Below are 19,736 nucleotides of genomic sequence, written 5' to 3'. Positions count from 1 at the left end.
GGGACGGGAGCCCCATGACGGCAGACCCATGCGTTCGCTGAAAGCCCGCTTCGCGCTGCTCCTGGGGGGCGCCGCCTTCCTGGTGATCCTGGCGGCCGTGGGCGTGCTGCTCTCCATCGCCGCCGCCGAGCGGACCATCGAGCGCACGCTCGCCGCGCAGGGGCGCCTGGAGCTCCTGGCCGAATTGTCCGGACGCCTCACCCAGTTCGGGCTCGCCGCGCTGGAGACGGTCGGCAACCCCGATGCCCAGCCCGAGGCTCTGACCATCGCCCGCACCAATGTCGACCGGGCCCTCAACGCCGTGGACGAGGCCCTGGCCAAGAGCATCGTCGAGAGCGGCGATCCCCTCGACCGCTTCCCCTACGCCGCCCGCGTGCGTCCGCTGTCGCAGTTGCGCGGCGCCCGCGCCGTGCTCGACCGGCAGGTCTCGCTGATCGAGCGCCGGAGCGAGCCCGAGGCCCGCCAGAACGCCATCAAGGGCGCGCTGAACGGCTTCGGCGCCATGACCGGCCAGCCCCTGTCCTTCCTGGTCGAGACCGAGCGGCGCAGCATGGCGCAGGGGCTGGAGGAGGCGCGCGAGCTGACCTGGCGGCTGCGGATCGCGGCCCTCGTCGCCGTGCTTGCGGCCCTTGGGCTGGTCATCGTCCTCTATCGCAGCGTCACCCGGCCGACGCTCGCCCGCATCGAGGCCGTGCGGCGCGCCGCCGGCGCGGTGGGCAGCGGCGCCCTCGACACCCGCCTCTCGGTGGCGACCCGCGACGAGCTCGGGCTGCTGGTAGCGAACTTCAACCGCATGGCCGCGCGCCTCTCCCGGCGCGAGGGGCGGCTCGCCGCCGACCGGGCCGCGCTGGAGGACACGGTGGAGGCCCGCACCGCCGACCTGCGCGCCGCGAACGCGCGGCTCGAGGCGGTCGATGCCTCGCGGCGGCGCTTCTTCGCCGATGTCAGCCACGAGCTGCGCACGCCGCTCACCGTGATCCTCGGCGAATGCGACATCGCCGCGCGGGGAAGCGCCCGCGGCGTCGACCAGGGGCCCGTCTTCGCCACCATCCGCAAGCGCGCGCGCGGCCTCCAGCGGCGGGTCGAGGACCTGCTGCGGGTGGCGCGCTCCGAATCCGGCCAGATCGAGCTCGACCGGCGTCCCGTCGGCGCGGCCTCCGTGCTGGGCGAGGCGGTGGACAACGCCGCGTCCGAGGCGGCCCGGCGCCGGGTCGGCCTGCGGTTCGAGCCGGGGGAGCGCGACGTCGAGCTCCTGGCCGACCGCGAATGGCTGCGTCAGGTGGTCGAGGGCCTCGTCGACAACGCCTTCCGCCATGCCGCCGGGGTCACGCGGGTCACGGTGGCGCTCGCGGCCGGGGCGCGGGAGGCCGCGATCACCGTCACCGACGACGGGGCCGGCTTTCCCGACGACGGCGGCGCGCTGTTCGAGCGCTTCCGGCGCGGGGCCGGGCCCGCCGAATCGGGATTCGGCATCGGGCTGGCCCTGGCGCGCTGGGTCGTGGAGCGCCATGATGGCGAAATCCGTCTCGGAACCGGCGATAACGGCAAGGGAGCACGGGTAACACTGGCGCTTCCCGTGTCACCCGCCGCCGCGTACGAGGAGCGCGATCACAGGGAGAGCGCCGCATGACGCGGGTCCTCATCGTCGAAGACGACACCGACATCCGCGCCATGCTGGCGCGCGGTCTCGAGGCCGAGGGGTTTTCCGTGGGCATGGCCGGCCGCGTCGACGACGCCCTCGCTGCCGCCCGCGACGACAGCCCGGAGGCGGTGGTGCTCGACATCACCCTGCCGGACGGGTCCGGCCACGACGTCTGCCGCAGCTTGCGCGAGGGCGGCTATCCCGGCCCGATCCTGTTCCTCAGCGCCCGCGACGAGATCCGCGACCGGGCCGAGGGCCTGGCGCTCGGCGCCGACGACTACATCGTCAAGCCGTTCGTGTTCGACGAGCTGGTGGCGCGCCTGCGCACGCATCTGCTGCGGCGCCAGGAATCGGAGGAGCCGCGTACCCTCGTCACCGCCGGCAAGCTGAGCCTCGACCTCAACACCCGGCAGGCGAGCTGCGGCGAGGGCTCGGCCCGGCTCACCCCGCGCGAGGCGGAACTCTTGGCCATGCTGATGGCCCAGCCCAACATCCCCATCGCGCGGGGCGAGATCTTCGACAAGCTCTGGGCCGGCCAGGGCGGCCTCTCGCTCAACGTGGTCGACGTCTATGTGGGCTATCTCCGCTCGAAGATGGCGGATTTCGTGCGCTACGGCGGCCCGGTGCTCGTGACCGTGCGCGGCAAGGGCTTCATGCTCGACCTGAAGGGGCCGGACTACCGGCACTGAATTGCGCGCCATTAACCGCCGCACGTCGTTTTTCGGGAAAATCCGGCAATTTACCGCTTGAAGACTCGGGCGGAATTCCCCATACAGCCTCCGCGACAGAAAACGACTGCGCCGTCAGTATCTTAGGAACCTCTTAAGTGGCGGTTCCGAAGGTGGCCGACGAACCAAACCAACCGGAGAAACACCATGACCTGGGCTGCCCCCGTCGTTTCCGAGATCTGCGTCGGCATGGAAGTCACGAGCTACGAGTCGGCCGAGATCGACACCTTCAACTGAGGTCGAGCGCCGGGCCGGGGGTCTCTGGCGGCGGGTTTATGCCATGCATGTCGTGATCCTCGGCTCGTCCGCGGGCGGCGGCCTTCCCCAGTGGAACTGCCGCTGCCCCATCTGCTCCCTGGCGAGGGCTGAGCCCGGCCGCGTCAGGCCGCGCACCCAGTCGAGCATCGCGGTCTCCGCCGATGGCGAGAGCTGGCTCCTGGTGAACGCCTCGCCGGATATCCGGCAGCAATTCAACGACACGCCCGCCCTGCATCCCCGCGAGGGCCTGCGCCATTCGCCGATGAAGGCCGTGCTGCTGACCAACGGCGACGTCGACCACGTCGCCGGGCTGCTGACGCTGCGCGAGAGCCAGCCCTACACCCTTTATGCGACCGGCGGCATCCTCGGCTCGGTCGGCGACAACCGCGTCTTCGACGTGATGGCCGCCGGCATCGTGCGCCGCACGGCGATCCGGCTCGACGATCCCTTCGAGCCGGTTCCGGGCCTCTCGGTCACGCTCTTCGCGGTGCCCGGAAAGGTGCCGCTCTGGCTCGAGGAAGAGGCGGTGGAACTCGGCGCCGAGTCCGAGACCACCGTGGGGGCGATGATCGAGGCCGGCGGCCGCCGGCTCGCCTACATCCCCGGCTGCGCCCGCGTCACCGACGGCCTGAAGGCGCGCATCGAGGGGGTCGACGCGCTGCTCTTCGACGGCACCGTGCTGCATGACGACGACATGATCCGCGCCGGAGTCGGCACCAAGACCGGCTGGCGCATGGGCCATGTACCGATGCGCGGCGAGGGCGGGTCCATCGACGCCCTCGCCGATGTCGCCCTGGGCCGGCGGATCTTCGTGCACATCAACAACACCAACCCGGTCCTGGTCGAGGAGTCGCCGGAGCGGGCGGATGTCGAGGCGGCCGGCTGGACGGTGGCCCATGACGGGCTGAGCCTGTCGCTCTGACGGAGCCCGGAACTGGCGGTTTTCCGCCGGCGGCCCATATCGATAGCGCACGATAGAATGGCGCAAGCTCGGCCGTGGCCCGGAGGCGGCGGTCCAACTAGAATAGCTTCAGGAAACGCAACGCCCCGAGACGGACGCCAGGACCCGCCATGAACGCCCCCCTCCCCGCCGCCGCCTTTCCCACCTCCGCCGATCCGGATCGGCTCCTGACCCCGGATGAGCTGGAGGCGGCTTTGCGCGGGATCGGGGCGCGGCGCTACCACAACCTGCACCCGTTCCACCGGCTGCTGCATGACGGCAAGCTGAGCAAGGATCAGGTCCGGGCCTGGGCGCTGAACCGCTACTACTACCAGGCGATGATCCCGGTGAAGGACGCCGCCGTGCTGGCGCGGATGGAGGACGCGTCGCTGCGCCGTGTCTGGCGCCAGCGCATCGTGGACCATGACGGCGACGCGCCCGGCGACGGCGGCATCGAGCGCTGGCTGAAGCTCGCCGAGGGCGTCGGCTTCGAGCGCGACTACGTGCTGTCCACGAAGGGCATCCTGTCGGCGACGAAGTTCTCCGTGGAGGCCTATGTGCATTTCGTGAAGGAGCGCTCGCTGCTGGAAGCGATCGCCTCCTCGCTGACGGAGATGTTCTCGCCGACGATCATCTCGGAGCGGGTGGCGGGGATGCTGAAGAACTACGACTTCATCACCAAGGAGACGCTCGCCTATTTCGACAAGCGCCTGACCCAGGCCCCGCGCGACGCGGATTTCGCCCTCGACTACGTCAAGCGGCACGCGGTGACGCCCGCGCTCCAGCGTCAGGCGATGGAGGCCCTGACCTTCAAGTGCACCGTGCTGTGGACGCAGCTCGACGCGCTCTACTTCGCCTATGTCGCCCCCGGCATGGTCCCCCCAGACGCGTGGAACCCCGGAGAGGGGCTCGTCCCCGAGAGGCCGTCCGCGGCCACGGGCGCCGCCGCCGGCACCGGCAGGATCGAGGCGGCCCATGCGCCGCGCCTGCCGCGCGGCGTGCGCATGCGCTTCGACGAGGTGCGCAACAGGCATGTGCTGCTGGCGCCCGAGCGCACCTTCGACCTCGACGCCAACGCGGTCGCCGTCCTGACCCTGGTCGACGGGCAGCGCACCGTCTCCGACATCGCCGCGCGCCTCGCCGAGACCTATGCGGCCGACCGCGCCGTGATCGAGGCCGATGTCCTCGCCATGCTCAACGACCTCGCCACCAAGAGGGTACTGGAGCGATGAACGCGATCACGCCGTCGCAGGCGGAGGTGCCGGCCCCGGTCGGCCTCCTCGCCGAGCTCACCCACCGCTGCCCGCTGCGCTGCCCCTACTGCTCGAACCCGCTCGATCTCGACCGGCGTTCGAAGGAGCTCGACACGCAGACCTGGCAGCGGGTGCTCACCGAGGCGGCGGGCTTGGGCATCCTGCATGTCCACCTCTCGGGGGGTGAGCCGACGGCGCGCGACGATATCGTCGAGATCACCAAGACCTGCGCCGATCTCGGGCTGTACTCGAACCTCATCACCTCCGGCGTCGGCCGGGCGCTCGACAAGCTCCAGGCCCTGTACGACGCCGGGCTCGACCATGTGCAGCTCTCTGTCCAGGGCGTCGACGCGCAGAACGCCGAGAAGATCGGCGGCCTCAGGAACGCGCAGCCCCAGAAATTCGCCTTCGCCGAGAAGGTCACGAGCCTCGGCCTGCCGCTGACGCTGAACTCCGTCATCCATCGCGGCAACATCCACGAGGTCGAGGGCTTCATCGATCTGGCGGTGAAGCTCGGCGCCAAGCGGCTGGAGGTGGCCCATACGCAGTATTACGGCTGGGCCTATGTCAACCGCGCCGCCCTGATGCCGAACAAGGCCGATGTCGACGCCTCGATCCGCATCGTGGAGGCCGCCCGCGAGCGCCTGAAGGGCCAGCTCGTGATCGACCTCGTCGTGCCGGACTACTACGCGAAATATCCCAAGCCCTGCGCCGGCGGCTGGGGCCGCAAGCTCATGAACGTCACGCCGCAGGGCAAGGTGCTGCCCTGCCACGCGGCCGAGACGATTTCGCAGCTTGAATTCTGGTACGTGACGGAGCATTCGCTAGGGGAGATTTGGGCAAGTTCGCCTGCCTTTACCGCCTATCGCGGCACCGACTGGATGCAGGAGCCCTGCCGCTCCTGCGACCGCCGCGAGAAGGACTGGGGCGGCTGCCGCTGCCAGGCGCTCGCGCTCGCGGGCGATGCGGCGGCGACGGACCCGGCCTGCTCGCTCTCGCCGCTGCATGCCAAGGTGCGGGCGCTGGCGAGCGAGGAGGCGGCGGAGAGCCCGCCCGACTACATGTACCGGACGATCGGCAGCAACGTTCGGTCGCCGCACAAGGAGGACGCCCCGCTGTGATCCGTCGTCTCGCCGTCTCGGTCTGCGCCGCGTCCCTCCTGCTCGCTCCTGCGTTCGCCGTGGCGCAGGAGCCCGCCTCCTCCGCGGCGTCGGTCGCCGCTCCGGCGAACGCGGCGGTCCCCCCGAGCGCCGCCGACCTGCTGTTCGAGCAGCCGCAGATGAGGAACACGCAGGCCGGAACGACCCTGACCTACGACTACCTGCGCCGCTCCGGCATCGCGCGGGGCCCCTTCGGCCCGGTGCTCGACGATACGATCAAGCTGGGCATCGACGCCGGCAAGACCGAGAACGACCGCAATATCCGCGTCGCGATGTTCTCCGGCACCAACCGCTTCCCGGCGGGGCCCTTCGAGGACATGCCGGGCAACCCGATCATACCGCTCTTCCTCGAGAACCACCTGAAGTCGCTCGCGCGGGTGCTGGAGGCCAATCCGCGCTACCTCAAGCTCGCCATCCGCAAGGGCCTGCGCGAAAAGGCGAGCGTGACCGCGATCAAGGTGCCCTACCAGGGCCGCGAGGTGGATGGCTGGCGCGTCGAGACCAGGCCCTTCGAGGGCGATCCCCTGGCCGAGCGCATGCGCGGCATGTCCAACATGACCTATACCTTCGTGACCTCTCCTTCGGTGCCCGGTGAGATCGTCTCCATCGAGGCGCGCTCGAAGAACGCGGAGGGCGAGGAGCTTCTCGAGGAACGGCTGAGCTATGATCAGAAAGCGGGTTGAGCGGGTCGTCCTCGCCGCGTGCGTCCTCGGCGCCCTGACGGGGCCGGGCGTCGCCGCCGAGATCGAGAACGACTATCCCACCGATGCACGGGTCGACTACGTGTTCGGCTGCATGGCGGCGAACGGGCAGACCAGCGAGGCGCTCCAGCGCTGCTCCTGCTCCCTCGACGCGCTCGCCTCGATCCTGCCCTACGACAAATACGTGCAGGCGAGCACGATCCTCTCCATGCGCCAGGGCATCGGCCAGCGCACCAACGCCTTCAACGCCACCAAGACCTTCGACGACAAGGTCGCCGACCTGCGCCGGGCCCAGGCCGAGGCCGAGATCCGCTGCTTCCGGGGCTGACGGCGCGATCCTTGCGCTCCGGCCTTGCAGGATGTTGCGCGCGACCGTGCTTTCGTCCACATCGCTGCCCGTATCGCCGCGCCAGGATTAGCGCTTCGTGACCCAGACCACCGCCCTCGCCCGCCTGCTGCCCGAGCTCGGCCGGCGCACCCTGGTGATGGGCATCCTCAACGTCACCCCGGATTCCTTCTCGGACGGCGGCCTGTTCGCCGCCGAGGACGCCGCCGCGGCGCAGGCCCTGGCGCTCGCGGCGGAGGGCGCGGCCATCGTCGATGTCGGCGGGGAATCGACCCGTCCCGGCCATGTCCCGGTGTCGGCCGAGGAGGAGCAGGCTCGCGTCCTGCCGGTGATCCGCCGGCTCGCGGCCGAGCTGGCGGTGCCGGTCTCCATCGACACCTACAAGGCCTCCACCGCGCGGCTCGCGCTGGAGGCTGGGGCGCGCATCGTCAACGACGTCTGGGGCCTCCAGCGCGAGCCCGAGATCGCCCGCGTCGCCGCCGAGCACGGCGCGCCGGTCGTCGTCATGCACAACCGCGAGACCATCGACCCGAGCCTCGACATCCTCGACGAGATGCGCCGCTTCTTCGAGCGCTCGCTCGCCATCGCGCGCGAGGCGGGCCTGCCGGAGGGCGACATCGTGCTCGATCCGGGCATCGGCTTCGGCAAGAGCTGGGACCAGCATCTCGACGCCCTCCGCCGGCTACCGGAATTGAAGGCGCTGGGCTTCCCGCTCCTCGTCGGCGTCTCGCGCAAATCCATCCTCGGCCGGCTCCACGACCGCGAGACCCGGCCCGCCGAGCGGCTCTATGGCTCGATCGCGAGCCATGTCCTGGCCGCCACGCTCGGCGCCGACATCGTGCGCGTCCACGACGTCGCCGCCCATGTCGACGCGCTGCGCGTGCCCGATGCGGTGATGCGCCGGGGAGCGGCGGCATGAGCGGCGACCGCATCCTCGTCAGCCGCCTCGCGGTCTTCGCCCATCACGGCCTGCTGCCGGAGGAGGAGCGGCTCGGGCAGCGCTTCTACATCTCCCTCGATTGCGAGGTCGACCTGAGCCGGGCCGGCCGCACGGACGACGTGGCGCATACGGTGAGCTACGCCGACCTCTCGGTCCTGACCGTCGAGATCGCCACGCAGCGCCGCTTCGCCCTGATCGAGGCGCTCGCGGAGGCCATCGCGGCGGCGATCCTCGACGGTTTCCCCCTGGTGCGGGCGCTGCGCGTGCGGGTCGAAAAGCCGAGCGCCCCGGTGCCGGCGGTGCTCGAGGGGATCGCCGTCGAGATCGTTCGGACGCGGGAGGGCGCGGCGTGAGCGAGGCGCGGGCCTATCTCGGGATCGGCAGCAATGTCGGCGACAAGGTCGCCATGCTGGCGGAGGCCGTCGATCGCCTCGGCGCGGTGCCCGGCATCCGCATCGTCGCGCGCTCGCACGACTACCGCACCCCGCCCTGGGGCGACACCGATCAGGACTGGTTCCTGAACGGGGCGCTCGGCGTCGACACGCGCTTGAGCCCGCACGACCTCCTGAGCGCCTGCCTCGCCGCCGAGACCGCCATGGGCCGCGTCCGCGAGCGGCGCTGGGGGCCGCGCATCATCGATATCGACGTGCTGTACTATGCCGGCGCCGAGGTGGACGACGAGCGGCTGGTGCTGCCGCACCGCTACGTGCGCGAGCGCGCCTTCGTGCTGGTGCCGCTCGCGGAGATCGCCCCCGATCTGGCGATCGGCGGCGAGAGCGTGACGGAGGCTCTGTCGAAGCTCGACCGGAGCGGGATCGAGCGGATCTGACGGCGCGAACAAGGCCGGACATGCCGGCCTTCTCGCTTCAGTGCGACGGGTCGAGGAGCTTGTTGCCCTCGTCCTCCAGCAGCGGCACGTCGTAGTCGCGCAGCACCTTCTCGATATCTGCGCGGCGCTTGCGCAGGATGGTGTTGAGGCTGCGCTTCCAGTCGTTCTCGCCGATGCGCACGCCCATGGCGATGCGGTAGCTCATCGGCGGCCGCTCGGGCTCCTGGAGCAGCGGGACCACCTCCATCGCCGTGCCGCTCTGCCGGGCCAGCCAGCCGGCGGCCGGGCCCCAGAGGATCGCCGCGTCGATGGATTTCGCCGCGAGATCGGCGACGATCTCGGCGCCGACGGTCTGGTGCTTGCGCGAGGGATCGAGCTGGTAGGGCGCGTAGGCCCGCATCGTGCCGATCATCCCGAGCTCGCCCATCCGGTTCACCGGAGGGGTGCCGGCGATGACGCCGATGCTCTTGCCCTTGAGGCGGGGGTCGTCGAGCCTGGCGACGCCGCCCTCGAACTCGCCCTTGCGGGTCACGAGGGCATAGGCCGAGCGGTAATAGGGATTGGTGGTCTGGACGATGTCGCTGCCGAAGGCGGACCCGAGGATCAGGTCGCACAGCCCGGTGCCGAGGGTGTTGCGCACGAAGCCCGGCCCCTGGGTCAGCCAGTAGTAGCGGAGCTTCACCTTCAATTCGTCGGCGATGATCCCGGCGATCTTGTTCTCGAATCCGTCTTCCTTGCGCTCGGAGAACGGCATGTTGCCGGGATCCGCGCAGACGCGCAGCACGTCCGTTGTGACGAGATCCGGCATCTGCTGCGATACGGCGTCTCGCGCCCCTGCCGGAAGCAGCAGGAGCGCGAGGGCGAGACAGGTCGAGATGCGTGAGCGCGCCATCAGCCGCCCATGCACTCCTTCTCGTTCTTCTTGGCCGTCTCGGGCTTGTCTTCCTTGTCGCTCGGGCGGATGCGGCCCATGGCGCCGGCCGCGCGGGCCTTCAGGTAGACGTAAAGATCGTCCGCGTAGCACATGACGTTCTTGTTATCGCCGAAGGCGGGCATCACCTTCTGGTCGGACGAATTCACGTCCTGCTTGCCGCCGGCGAGGATGCCGATGAACTCCTCGTAGGAGAGATGCTTCAGCGAATCCTTGAGCGCGGGGGCGTAGGTCGAGCCCATGCCGTCGGGGCCGTGGCAGACATGGCACTCGGCGTGATAGCGGCGGTATCCCGAATAGGCGTACCAGTCGTATTTCTTGCCGTTGTCGGTGACGTGGAAGGTCGGATGCCCGTCGGCGTCCAGATACTTGCCGTCCTCGACCTTCACGGCCTGGTCGCGCTTGAGCAGCTTCTCGTCCTTCTCGGCGGTCTTGTCGTTGTCGTTGAAGGAGTTGGCGAGGGCGGCGTCGGCGGGCTTGGTATCCTCAGCATGTACGGCGACGGCGGAGAGCGTCGCTAGGGCGAGGGCGGCAACGGCTGGCCGCATGACTTTGCTGAGGTAATGCAACGGTCGTTTCTCCCTGAGATTCCAGAGGCGTACCCGCTCGAGGCGGGCTTGGACCTCCTTGAGAAGCATATAATCATAAGGGTGCCGGCGCGGAAACCCGCGCCGGCACCCATTTTGGATCACGAAATGCCGCGACCGATCAGTTCGGCAGAGCGAAGACCGTGAGCTGACCGCCCAGGTTCGTGTAGTTCGAGAGGGCTGCGTAGCCGCCCACCGCGCCGAGGCCGGCGTTCGGGTCGGTCAGGCCGGCCGCGAGGCCGATGCCGGCCCAGCCACCGACGCCCGACAGGACGCCGACGAACTGCTTGCCCTTGTGCTGGTAGGTCATCACGTTGCCGATGATGCCCGACGGGGTCTTGAACTTGTAGAGTTCCTTACCCGTCTTGGAGTCGACGGCCTTCAGGTAGCCCTCGAGGGTGCCGTAGAAGACCACGTCGCCGGCCGTGGCGAGCGCGCCGCCCCAGGCGGAGAACTGCTCGGGGATCGACCACTTGATCTTACCGTTCACGCCGTCCCAGGCGATGAAGTTACCCATGCCGCCATGGCTGTTCGGCGCGGGGTACATCGCGAGGGTCGCACCGACATACGGCTGGCCCGGAGTATACGTGACCTTGAAGGGCTCGTAGTCCATGCAGACGTGGTTGGTGGGGACGTAGAACAGCTGCGTCTTGGGCGAGTAGGCCGCGGGCTGCTGGTCCTTCGACCCGAGGGCCGCGGGGCAGATGCCCTTGGAGTTCACGTCCTCGCCGTTCTGCTCGGTCGAGTACTTCGACACGACCAGCGGGCGACCGTAGGTCTTGGAGCCCTTGTCCATGTCGACCTTGGTGGCCCAGTTCACCGCCGGATCGTACTTCTCGGCGACGAGAAGCTCGCCGGTCGCGCGATCGAGGGTGTAGCCGAAGCCGTTGCGGTCGAAGTGGGTCAGGAGCGGACGCTCCTTGCCGTCGACCTTCTGATCCGTGAGGACCATCTCGTTGATGCCGTCGAAGTCCCACTCGTCGTGGGGGGTCATCTGGTAGACCCACTTGGCGGCGCCGGTGTCGGGGTTACGAGCCCAAATGGTCATGGACCACTTGTTGTCGCCCGGACGCTGCTTGGGGTTCCAGGTCGAGGGGTTGCCCGAGCCGTAATAGACGAGGTCCAGCTTCGGATCGTAGGAGTACCAGCCCCAGGTGCAGCCGCCGCCGGTCTTCCACTGGTCGCCTTCCCAGGACTTCAGGGAGGAGTCCTTGCCGACCGGCTTGCCGAGCGAGGTGGTCTTCTCGCCGTCCATGATCATCTGCTCGTCGGTGCCGACGGAGTAACCGCGCCACACCTTCTTGCCGGTCTTCAGGTCGTAGGCGGTGACGTGGCACTGCACGCCGAACTCGCCGCCCGAGATGCCGACGATGACCTTGTCCTTCACGGGGAGAACCGTGGCGGTGTTGGTCTCGCCCTTCTTCGGGTCGCCGTTCACGACGGACCAGTTCACCTTGCCCGACTTGGCGTCGAGGGAGACGAGGGTCGTGTCGGCCTGGTGGAGGAGGATGGCGCCGTCGGCATAGGCCAGGCCACGGTTGACCGTGTCGCAGCACATCACCGGGATTACGGACGGATCCTGCTTGGGCTCGTACTTCCACACGATCTTGGCCTCGTGGTCGAGGTCGAGCGCGTAGACGATGTTCGGGAAGGGCGTGTGCACGTACATCATGTTGCCGACGACGAGCGGGGAGCCCTCGTGGCCGCGCAGCACGCCGGTCGAGAAGGTCCAGGCGACCTGGAGCTGCTTGACGTTCGACGCGTTGATCTGGTCGAGCTTCGAATAGCGGGTGTTGGCGTAGTCGACGGTCTGAAGAACCTGCTCCGCCGGATTGGCGATGCCCTTCATGACGCTTTCGTTGGCGAGGACCGGCGTGGCGACCGCCAGACCTGCACCCAGCGCGAGGAGATGGACTGCTCTCATGGATTCCTCCGACGAGTCTTGGCGTCCTCCCGCCCGATCCCGATGACCGAACGGCAAAACGTGACCCGTTGTTGAGACAGGGATCTAAGGCTTCGGTAGCGGGCTGCGATGTCCCAGAACCTTCTCCGAACCAGAGCCGGCCATCCCTTTTTGGCCGCCCCCTCGAAACCGAAGCTTGAACGAACTCTAAGAAAAAAACCGCTGCCGTCAACACGACTCGTGGGTCGATCTCTCGGTCGTGAGGAGGTGTCGGGGTGGAAAACCAGGCATAAAAGAGGATAAGCCGCGCCGTCCTTCATGTTGCGGCGCAGCAAAATCTATGCGGCGGCTGCTAAAGCGTCAGGATGGTTGACGCTTTGTTTATGCGCCGGGCGCATGTTCTTTCCGGTCGACCCAGCCGATCATGTGCTTTGTTCACGGTATCGGTGGCGGCCAAGGTGCGACCGGGGATTTTTCGCGCCGAGCTTTCGTTTGGCGCTGCGGCATGAACGGCGCGATCCGGTCCGCCTCCCGCTCCACGGCGCGGCGCGGGCCCGGATCGTCGCGTCGGCCTCCTCTGCGCGCTCCTGCCGCAGCGGGGACTCCGCGCCGGAGGCGTCCGGCTTCTCCGAGGCGGAGCGGGAGCATTGCGCAATCGCCGAAAACGGCCCCGGAGCGATTCGTTCATCCGGCGGCGCGGGCTCAGAAGCCGTCGAGGAGGCCGGTGCTCTCGAACTCGGCCTCGTCGCCGACGAGATCCGTCAGCGAGACGTCGATGCGGCGGCCGGATTTGAGGCGCAGCACGGAATCGGGCTGGAGCCAGATCGGCCGCAGTCCCGCATGGCTGCCCACCAGCGTGCCATGCGCCACGACCGCGCCGTCCCGCCTCTCGACGACCACGCGGTAGCGGACCCGGACGGTCTCGCAGCCTTCGGCCGAGAGGTGGCCGCGGCCGGTCAGGGTCTGGATAACCTCGTTCGACTCGAACATCGGGGGCGATACACGGAAAGCGACTGAACGATGCCGGGACTATCAGGCAATCTCGTTGCCGTTTAATCCCGGTCCGTCCTGCTGTCACCGTCCCGCCGCGCGGTGTGCTTTACGGAAGCTCGCGCACCACCACCCGTCCGCCCTGCGCCGAGAGAGCGAGCCGGCCCGCCTTCAGCGCCAGCGCCTTCTCGCCGAAGAGACCGCGCCGCCAGCCCGCCAGCACGGGCACGTCCGCGTGGTCGTCGTCGGCGATGGCCTCCAGGTCGTCCACGGTGGCGATGATCTTGGGCGCCACGCCTTCGTTCTCGCAGACGGCCTTGAGCAGCACCTTGAGCAGCTCCACCAGGGCGCCGTTGCCGCCGCCGCGCCCGCGTCCGCGCTCGGGCATCACGATCTCGGCGGTGTCGCGCGCGAAACCCCGCTCCACCGCGGCAAGGATGTCCGTCCCCGTGCGCGAGCGCTCGAAGCCGGAGGGGATGCTGCGCAGCCGCCCCAGCGCCTCGACGCTGCGCGGCGCGGCGGTGGCCACGTCGATCACCGCCTCGTCCTTGAGGATGCGTCCGCGCGGCACGTTGCGGGTCTGCGCCTCGCGCTCGCGCCAGGCCGCGACCTCCATCAGCACGGCGATCTCGCGGGGCTTGCGGATGCGGCCCGAGAGCCGCCGCCACGCCTGCGCCGGATCGGCGCGGTAGGTGTCGGGGGAGATGAGGACGCCCATCTCCTCGTCGAGCCAGGCCCCGCGATCCGTGCGCAGCAGCTCGGCGGCGAGCTTTTCGTAGACGGTGACGAGATGCGTCACGTCGGTGAGCGCGTAGGCGAGCTGCGCGTCGGAGAGCGGGCGCCGCGACCAGTCGGTGAAGCGCGAGGACTTGTCGATCTTGGCCTTCGCCACGTCGTTGACGAGCTGCTCGTAGGAGACGCTGTCGCCGTAGCCGCAGACCATCGCCGCCACTTGCGTGTCGAAGAACGGGTGCGGCAGCAGGCTGCCGAGCAGCCAGATGATCTCGAGATCCTGCCGGGCGGAGTGGAAGACCTTCACCACGCCCTCGTCGGCCATCAGGTCGAGGAAGGGCTTGAGGTCGATGTCCTTGGCCAGCGGGTCGACCAGCACGGCGTAGCCGTCGGGCCCCGCCATCTGGATGAGGCAGAGCTTCGGATAATAGGTGGTCTCGCGCATGAACTCCGTGTCGACGGTCACGAAGGGCCCTGCGGCGAGGCGGGTGCAGGCGGCGGCGAGGTCCGCCGTGGTGGCGATCAGGTCCATCTCGTCGCGTATACCGAAGGTTGAGCCGGAAGGGGAGCGATTGAGGAGGCGAAGGTGCGGGACGGCGGCCAGGCCCGTCCGTCACGCGCTCCCGGCGAGCTGGGCGAGCCGCGCCCTCAGGGCGTCGCGCTCGCTCTCGCAGACCCGCAACCGCCGCGCGAGATCGAGGGAGACGATGCCCGCCCGCGCCTGCGCCCGCGCGAAGGAGACGCCCATCTCCCCCTCCCGGCGCCAGACGACATGGGCGCGGGTCTCGATGCCCTTGCTGGCGATGACGAGATCGAACGCGTCCGGCAGCGGCACCGCCGCCGAGGCGAAGACCAGCTTGGCGCCGGCCTCCGTATAGTTGCGCACCAGGCAGTCCATCGTGGACCATTGGGCGTTGAAGCCGAGGCGGGCGCCGAGATAGCTGCGTTGCCTCGGGGTCGTCCGGCGTTCGATCATGATCCGTCCGGGGTTCGCATGGGCCCTCCCGGCGTAGGGCCGGAAACACAGTAACACGGGGATATAGTGTTGCCCGGTAACCCCGTTGCAAGACATCGCCGGTTCGCACGATGCATTTACCGATCGTTAACCTTAACGAGGCCGTGCCGGCTCCGCGGGCTCGGGCGCACGCGTGCGCTTGACTTCACCCCCCCCGCGTGAATGGTGCCGGCCTTTCCTCGACAGAAGTCCGCCATGCACCGTTACCGTTCGCACACCTGCGGGGCGCTCCGCCCGTCCGACGTCGGCGGGACCGTCCGCCTCTCCGGCTGGTGCCACCGTATCCGCGACCATGGTGGCGTGCTCTTCATCGATCTGCGCGACCATTACGGGCTCACGCAATGCGTGATCGATTCCGACTCGAAGGCCTTCCAGGCCGCCAACGCGGCGCGCTCGGAGTGGGTGATCCGCATCGACGGCCGGGTGCGCACCCGGCCCGCCGGCACCGAGAACGCCGAGCTGCCCACCGGGGCCGTCGAGGTCTATATCGACGAGATCGAGGTGCTCGGCCCCGCAGCCGAACTGCCCCTGCCCGTCTTCGGCGACCAGGAATACCCGGAGGAGACCCGCCTCACCTACCGCTTCCTCGACCTGCGCCGCGAGAAGCTGCACGCCAACATCATGAAGCGCGGGGCAATCATCGACAGCTTGCGCCGCCGCATGCGCGAGGGCGGTTTCTTCGAGTTTCAGACGCCGATCCTGACGGCGTCCTCGCCGGAGGGCGCGCGCGACTATCTCGTGCCGTCGCGCGTGCATCCGGGCAAGTTCTACGCGCTGCCGCAGGCCCCCCAGCAGTTCAAGCAGCTCACCATGATCGCGGGCTTCGACCGCTACTTCCAGATCGCGCCCTGCTTTCGCGATGAGGATGCACGGGCGGACCGCTCGCCGGGCGAGTTCTACCAGCTCGATATCGAGATGAGCTTCGTCACCCAGGAGGACGTCTTCCAGGCCGTCGAGCCGGTGCTGCGCGGCGTGTTCGAGGAGTTCGCCGGGGAAAAGCGCGTCACCAGGGAATTCCCGCGCATCACCTATGCCGACGCGATGCTGAAATACGGCGTCGACAAGCCGGACCTGCGCAATCCCCTCCTCATCGCCGACGTCACGGCCGAGTTCGCCCGCGACGAGGTCGAGTTCAAGGCGTTCAAGGGTGTCGTCAAGTCGGGCGGCGTGGTCCGCGCGATCCCCGCGACGGGGGCCGCCGGCCAGCCGCGCTCCTTCTTCGACAAGCTCAACGACTGGGCCCGCTCCGAGGGCGCGCCGGGGCTGGGCTACATCGTGTTCGAGGACGACGGGGGCGTGCTGACCGGCAAGGGCCCGATCGCCAAGTTCATCCCGGCCGAGGTCCAGAAGATCATCGCCGAGAAGGCCGGCGCCAAGGCGGGCGACGCGGTGTTCTTCTCCGCCGGGACGCCGGCCAAGGCCGCCGCGCTCGCCGGCAAGGCGCGCATCCGCATCGGCGACGAGCTGAACCTCAGCGACAAGGACCAGTTCGCCTTCTGCTGGATCACCGACTTCCCGATGTATGAGTGGAACGAGGAAGAGAAGCGCATCGACTTCTCGCACAACCCCTTCTCCATGCCGAACTTCGAGCGCGAGGATTTTCTGCGACTTGACGTGGCCGCCACCGACGCCGAGCGGGCCGGAGCCGGGCCGGACGGCGAAGTCAGCAAGAAGATCCTCGACATCAAGGCGTTCCAGTACGACATCGTCTGCAACGGCATCGAGCTGTCCTCGGGTGCCATCCGCAACCACCGCCCCGACGTGATGGAGAAGGCCTTCGCCATCGCCGGCTATGGGAAGGACGTGCTGGAGCAGAAGTTCGGCGGCATGCTGAACGCCCTGCGCCTCGGCGCCCCGCCGCACGGCGGCATCGCGCCCGGCGTCGACCGCATCGTGATGCTGCTCTGCGAGGAGCCGAACATCCGCGAGGTCGTGCTCTTCCCGATGAACCAGCGGGCCGAGGACCTGATGATGGGTGCCCCCGCCGAGGCGACCCCGAAGCAGCTCCGCGAGCTCCATATCCGCCTGAACCCGCCCGAGAAGAAGGCGTGACGCAGCCGTGTCGGAAGCCCCCTCTCCCCGTGGGCGGGGAGAGGGCGGCGGGCACCTTGTCGTGCCTGCCGCGAGCGGAGCGAGGGTGAGGGGGTGTCCCCGGACGCGCCTCATCCGGGCCTGCCCCCTCACCTTCGGCTAGCGCCTCGCCGAGCCGACGACAGGGTCGGCCCGGCCCTCTCCCCGCCGGCGGGGAGAGGGATTGTGTCCCTGCCACGATCGGCGCGGCGAACCGGCGGCGGAGCCTAGCGATGCCCTCCCTCGTCGCCGTCGTCGTCGCCCATGACAGCGCTGGCGTGCTGCCCGCCTGCCTCGCGGCGCTGGCGGCCGAGCATGTGCCGGCCATCGTGGTCGACAATGCGAGCCGGGACGCCTCCGCCGCGGTGGCGCAAGCCGCCGGGGCGCGGGTGGTCCGCAACCCCCGCAACCAGGGCTATGGCCGCGCCAATACCCTCGGCGTGCGCGCCGCCGAGGGCGCGCGGCGGATCCTGATCCTCAACCCGGACGTGATCCTCCGGCCCGGCGCCGTCGACGCCCTGCTCGCGGCCGCCGAGACCTACCCGGATGCCGGCCTTCTCGCCCCGCGCATCGTCGAGCCCGACGGGCGCTTCTTCTACCAGCCGCGCTCGCTGCTCTCGCCCTACCTGCACAACCGCGCGGGCCGGCGCGACCTGCCGGAGGGCGATGCCTGCGCGCCCTTCCTGTCGGGCGCCTGCCTGATGGTGGAGCGCGATTTTTTTCTCAGGCTCGGCGGCTTCGACCCGAACATCTTCCTGTTCTACGAGGACGACGATCTCTGTCGCCGCGTCGCCGATGCCGGCCGGGCCCTCGTGCACGTCCATGGCGCCGTGGCCCTGCACGGGCGCGGCAAGTCCTCGACCCCGGAGCCCGGCCGCGTCTTCCGCACCCGCTGGCATCAGGCATGGTCGCGGGCCTATGTGGCGCGCAAATACGGGCTGTCCGATCCGCTGCTGCCGGGGCTCGCCGCCAACGCTCTCAAGGCCGGGCTCTCGGCGCTGGTGCTGCGGCGGGCCGGCGTCGAGCGCTACGGCGGCTCGGCGGCGGGCGCGCTGGCGGCCCTGCGCGGCGAGACCGCCCTCGCCCGCGAGGGGCTGGAGCCGTGATGGCGGCTGAGACCGTAGCGCAGGCGCTGGAACGGCCGCGCAACGCCTTCACGGGCTTCCGTTTCCTGCTGGCGCTCGCGGTCGTCGTCTCGCACGCCTTCAGCGTGACGAGCGGCAACGCCCTCGACGAGCCTTTGGCCCGGCTCACCGGCTTCACTCTCGGCGAGCATGCCGTGAACGGCTTCTTCGCGGTCTCGGGCTTCCTCGTCACCATGAGCCTCGACCGGCGCGGCGCGCGCGACTACGTCGTCGCCCGATCCTTGCGCATCCTGCCGGGGCTGGTGGCGGCGACGCTACTGGTCTCGCTGGTCCTCGGCGCGGCGATGACCCGCCTGCCGCTCGCCGAGTACTTTCGCGACCCCGGCCTGTGGCGGTTCATCCAGGGCACGCTCACCACCTTCAAGAGCAACGCGGCGCTCCCCGGCGTCTTTGCCGGGAACCCCTATCCGAGCCCGCTCGGCACGGTCTGGACCCTGAAATACGAGGTGCTCTGCTATCTCGGCGTGCTCGCCGCCGGCGCCCTCGGGCTGCTCCGGCGGCGCTGGTCTGCGGCCGCGATCGCCGCCGCCCTCGCCGTCGCCCTGGCGGCGGCGGATGCGAGCCGCGCGGAGCTGCCGAAGGGGTTGGAGACGGCGCTGCGCCTGCCGTTGATCTTCTCCATCGGCGCGGCGCTCTATCTGGCGCGCGAGCGGGTGCGGCTGCCGCCGCTCCTCCTCGCCGGACTGGTTCTCGGCTGCGTGCTCCTGCACGGCACGCCGCTCTACCGGACGCTGCTGTTCTCGGCGGAGGCGCTTTGCGCCGTCGCGCTCTGCCTCGCGCCCGCCCTCGCCGTGAAGCCGCTCGATCCGGCGGCCGACCTCTCCTATGGGATCTATCTCTACGGCTGGCCGATCCAGCAGAGCCTGCACGCGCTCTGGCCGGCGGCCTCGCCCTGGGCGCTGCTCCCCCCTGCCCTCGCGCTGACCCTGCTGGTGGCGGCGGCCTCCTGGTACGGGATCGAGCGCCCCGCCCTGCGGCTCAAGGCGCGCGCCCTCGGACGGCGCACGCTCCGCACCGTCGAGCCGGGCGGCCCGTGAGCGCCCCCCTGCCCCCGCTCGCGGCCATCGCCCATGCGGTGATGCTGCTGGAAGGGCGCGGTTTCGCGGTGGATGCCGTCAACGCGCGCGGCGATGCCGTTTATCTGAGACGGGAACCCGGTGGCCCGTGTCTGCGCGTCGCCAACCACGCGCGCACGGCGAAACAGCGAGCCCGCAACCGCGACATCGCCGCGAGCCTCGTCATCCGCGCGCCGCTGACGCCGGAACGGGTGGCCGAGCGCGTCGAGGCGTCGCTGCGGGACTACGCCTCGGCGGCGTCGGGCTCGGGGTCGCGGAAATAGGGCTCGACCTTGCCCTTCAGCTTCACCGTCATCGGGTTGCCGGCGCGGTCCAGCGCCTTTCCGGCGCTGAGGCGGACCCAGCCCTCGCTCACGCAGTATTCCTCGACATTGGTCTTCTCGACGCCCTTGAAGCGGACGCCGACGCCGCGCTCCAGCACCTTCTCGTCGTGGAAGGGACTCGACGGGTTGGTGGCGAGGCGGTCGGGAGGCGTGTCTGACATGGCGCG

The 19,736-nt window shown here is 69.5% G+C and carries 22 protein-coding genes; 15 read left to right on the top strand and 7 right to left on the bottom strand.

Annotation, left to right across the window (positions count from 1 at the left end; genetic code table 11):
- Window positions 1-28: 28 nt before the first annotated feature.
- The 11 genes from ACP56T_RS18195 (at window position 29) to folK (ending at window position 8,797) form a co-directional block, all read left to right on the top strand.
- On the top strand, window positions 29-1,630 hold the full coding sequence (locus ACP56T_RS18195; protein ID WP_430913565.1) for a sensor histidine kinase: 1,602 nt from the start codon (window positions 29-31) through the stop codon (window positions 1,628-1,630).
- Window positions 1,627-2,331: a response regulator transcription factor gene (locus ACP56T_RS18190; RefSeq protein ID WP_430913564.1), complete on the top strand. Its 705-nt coding sequence runs from the start codon at window positions 1,627-1,629 to the stop codon at window positions 2,329-2,331. Before ACP56T_RS18195 ends, ACP56T_RS18190 begins: the two co-directional genes overlap by 4 nt.
- A gap of 186 nt (window positions 2,332-2,517) precedes the next feature.
- Window positions 2,518-2,607 carry a pyrroloquinoline quinone precursor peptide PqqA gene (pqqA, locus tag ACP56T_RS18185; protein WP_018043604.1) on the top strand — a complete coding sequence of 30 codons (90 nt, stop codon included), beginning with the start codon at window positions 2,518-2,520 and terminating at the stop codon, window positions 2,605-2,607.
- A gap of 43 nt (window positions 2,608-2,650) precedes the next feature.
- A complete protein-coding gene (gene pqqB, locus ACP56T_RS18180; RefSeq protein ID WP_430913563.1) occupies window positions 2,651-3,550 on the top strand; it encodes a pyrroloquinoline quinone biosynthesis protein PqqB in 900 nt (299 codons plus the stop codon).
- A gap of 149 nt (window positions 3,551-3,699) precedes the next feature.
- A complete protein-coding gene (gene pqqC, locus ACP56T_RS18175; protein WP_430913562.1) occupies window positions 3,700-4,800 on the top strand; it encodes a pyrroloquinoline-quinone synthase PqqC in 1,101 nt (366 codons plus the stop codon).
- A complete protein-coding gene (pqqE, locus tag ACP56T_RS18170) occupies window positions 4,797-5,942 on the top strand; it encodes a pyrroloquinoline quinone biosynthesis protein PqqE (protein WP_430913561.1) in 1,146 nt (381 codons plus the stop codon). The genes pqqC and pqqE overlap by 4 nt, the downstream gene beginning before the upstream one ends.
- Window positions 5,942-6,664, top strand: a complete 723-nt coding sequence (locus ACP56T_RS18165) for a hypothetical protein (RefSeq protein ID WP_430913600.1) — start codon at window positions 5,942-5,944, stop codon at window positions 6,662-6,664. The genes pqqE and ACP56T_RS18165 overlap by 1 nt, the downstream gene beginning before the upstream one ends.
- A complete protein-coding gene (locus ACP56T_RS18160) occupies window positions 6,645-7,010 on the top strand; it encodes a hypothetical protein (RefSeq protein ID WP_430913560.1) in 366 nt (121 codons plus the stop codon). Before ACP56T_RS18165 ends, ACP56T_RS18160 begins: the two co-directional genes overlap by 20 nt.
- A gap of 157 nt (window positions 7,011-7,167) precedes the next feature.
- Window positions 7,168-7,947, top strand: coding sequence for a dihydropteroate synthase (gene folP, locus ACP56T_RS18155; protein WP_430913599.1), 780 nt, complete (start codon window positions 7,168-7,170; stop codon window positions 7,945-7,947).
- Entirely contained in the window at window positions 7,944-8,321 is a 378-nt protein-coding gene (folB, locus tag ACP56T_RS18150) for a dihydroneopterin aldolase (RefSeq protein WP_430913559.1), read from the top strand. Before folP ends, folB begins: the two co-directional genes overlap by 4 nt.
- Window positions 8,318-8,797 (top strand): 2-amino-4-hydroxy-6-hydroxymethyldihydropteridine diphosphokinase, encoded by a 480-nt coding sequence (folK, locus tag ACP56T_RS18145; RefSeq protein WP_430913558.1) that lies wholly within the window; start codon window positions 8,318-8,320, stop codon window positions 8,795-8,797. Before folB ends, folK begins: the two co-directional genes overlap by 4 nt.
- A gap of 37 nt (window positions 8,798-8,834) precedes the next feature.
- Here folK and xoxJ read toward each other — a convergent pair whose 3' ends face one another.
- The 6 genes from xoxJ to ACP56T_RS18115 form a co-directional block, all read right to left on the bottom strand.
- The gene (gene xoxJ, locus ACP56T_RS18140) at window positions 8,835-9,689 is read right to left on the bottom strand and encodes a rare earth element methanol dehydrogenase accessory protein XoxJ (protein WP_430913557.1); all 855 of its coding nucleotides are present in this window, start codon (window positions 9,687-9,689) and stop codon (window positions 8,835-8,837) included.
- The gene (locus ACP56T_RS18135; protein WP_430913556.1) at window positions 9,689-10,276 is read right to left on the bottom strand and encodes a c-type cytochrome, methanol metabolism-related; all 588 of its coding nucleotides are present in this window, start codon (window positions 10,274-10,276) and stop codon (window positions 9,689-9,691) included. Before ACP56T_RS18135 ends, xoxJ begins: the two co-directional genes overlap by 1 nt.
- A gap of 160 nt (window positions 10,277-10,436) precedes the next feature.
- Window positions 10,437-12,239, bottom strand: a complete 1,803-nt coding sequence (gene xoxF1, locus ACP56T_RS18130; RefSeq protein ID WP_430913555.1) for a lanthanide-dependent methanol dehydrogenase XoxF1 — start codon at window positions 12,237-12,239, stop codon at window positions 10,437-10,439.
- 681 nt (window positions 12,240-12,920) lie between these two features.
- Window positions 12,921-13,208, bottom strand: a complete 288-nt coding sequence (locus ACP56T_RS18125; protein WP_430913554.1) for a hypothetical protein — start codon at window positions 13,206-13,208, stop codon at window positions 12,921-12,923.
- A gap of 109 nt (window positions 13,209-13,317) precedes the next feature.
- On the bottom strand, window positions 13,318-14,472 hold the full coding sequence (rnd, locus tag ACP56T_RS18120; protein ID WP_430913553.1) for a ribonuclease D: 1,155 nt from the start codon (window positions 14,470-14,472) through the stop codon (window positions 13,318-13,320).
- Between the two features lie 81 nt (window positions 14,473-14,553).
- Entirely contained in the window at window positions 14,554-14,916 is a 363-nt protein-coding gene (locus ACP56T_RS18115; protein WP_430913552.1) for a PilZ domain-containing protein, read from the bottom strand.
- Between the two features lie 234 nt (window positions 14,917-15,150).
- Between ACP56T_RS18115 and aspS the strand changes: the two genes are divergently transcribed.
- The 4 genes from aspS to ACP56T_RS18095 all read left to right on the top strand — a co-directional run bounded on the left by aspS (window position 15,151) and on the right by ACP56T_RS18095 (window position 19,509).
- Entirely contained in the window at window positions 15,151-17,007 is a 1,857-nt protein-coding gene (gene aspS, locus ACP56T_RS18110) for an aspartate--tRNA ligase (protein WP_430913551.1), read from the top strand.
- A 251-nt stretch (window positions 17,008-17,258) separates the two neighbouring features.
- Complete coding sequence (locus ACP56T_RS18105) at window positions 17,259-18,131, top strand: glycosyltransferase family 2 protein (RefSeq protein ID WP_430913550.1); 873 nt, start codon at window positions 17,259-17,261, stop codon at window positions 18,129-18,131.
- On the top strand, window positions 18,131-19,207 hold the full coding sequence (locus ACP56T_RS18100) for an acyltransferase family protein (protein ID WP_430913549.1): 1,077 nt from the start codon (window positions 18,131-18,133) through the stop codon (window positions 19,205-19,207). Before ACP56T_RS18105 ends, ACP56T_RS18100 begins: the two co-directional genes overlap by 1 nt.
- Window positions 19,204-19,509 (top strand): hypothetical protein, encoded by a 306-nt coding sequence (locus tag ACP56T_RS18095; protein WP_430913548.1) that lies wholly within the window; start codon window positions 19,204-19,206, stop codon window positions 19,507-19,509. The genes ACP56T_RS18100 and ACP56T_RS18095 overlap by 4 nt, the downstream gene beginning before the upstream one ends.
- Here the strand turns inward: ACP56T_RS18095 and ACP56T_RS18090 are convergent.
- Window positions 19,470-19,730: a DUF3297 family protein gene (locus tag ACP56T_RS18090; RefSeq protein ID WP_430913547.1), complete on the bottom strand. Its 261-nt coding sequence runs from the start codon at window positions 19,728-19,730 to the stop codon at window positions 19,470-19,472. The genes ACP56T_RS18095 and ACP56T_RS18090 overlap by 40 nt on opposite strands.
- Window positions 19,731-19,736: the final 6 nt, after the last annotated feature.

The organism is Methylobacterium endophyticum (genome assembly GCF_050591105.1).
GTDB lineage: Bacteria > Pseudomonadota > Alphaproteobacteria > Rhizobiales > Beijerinckiaceae > Methylobacterium.
The sequence above is the reverse complement of the archived record's forward strand: the minus strand, read 5'-3'. Positions and strand labels throughout refer to the sequence as shown.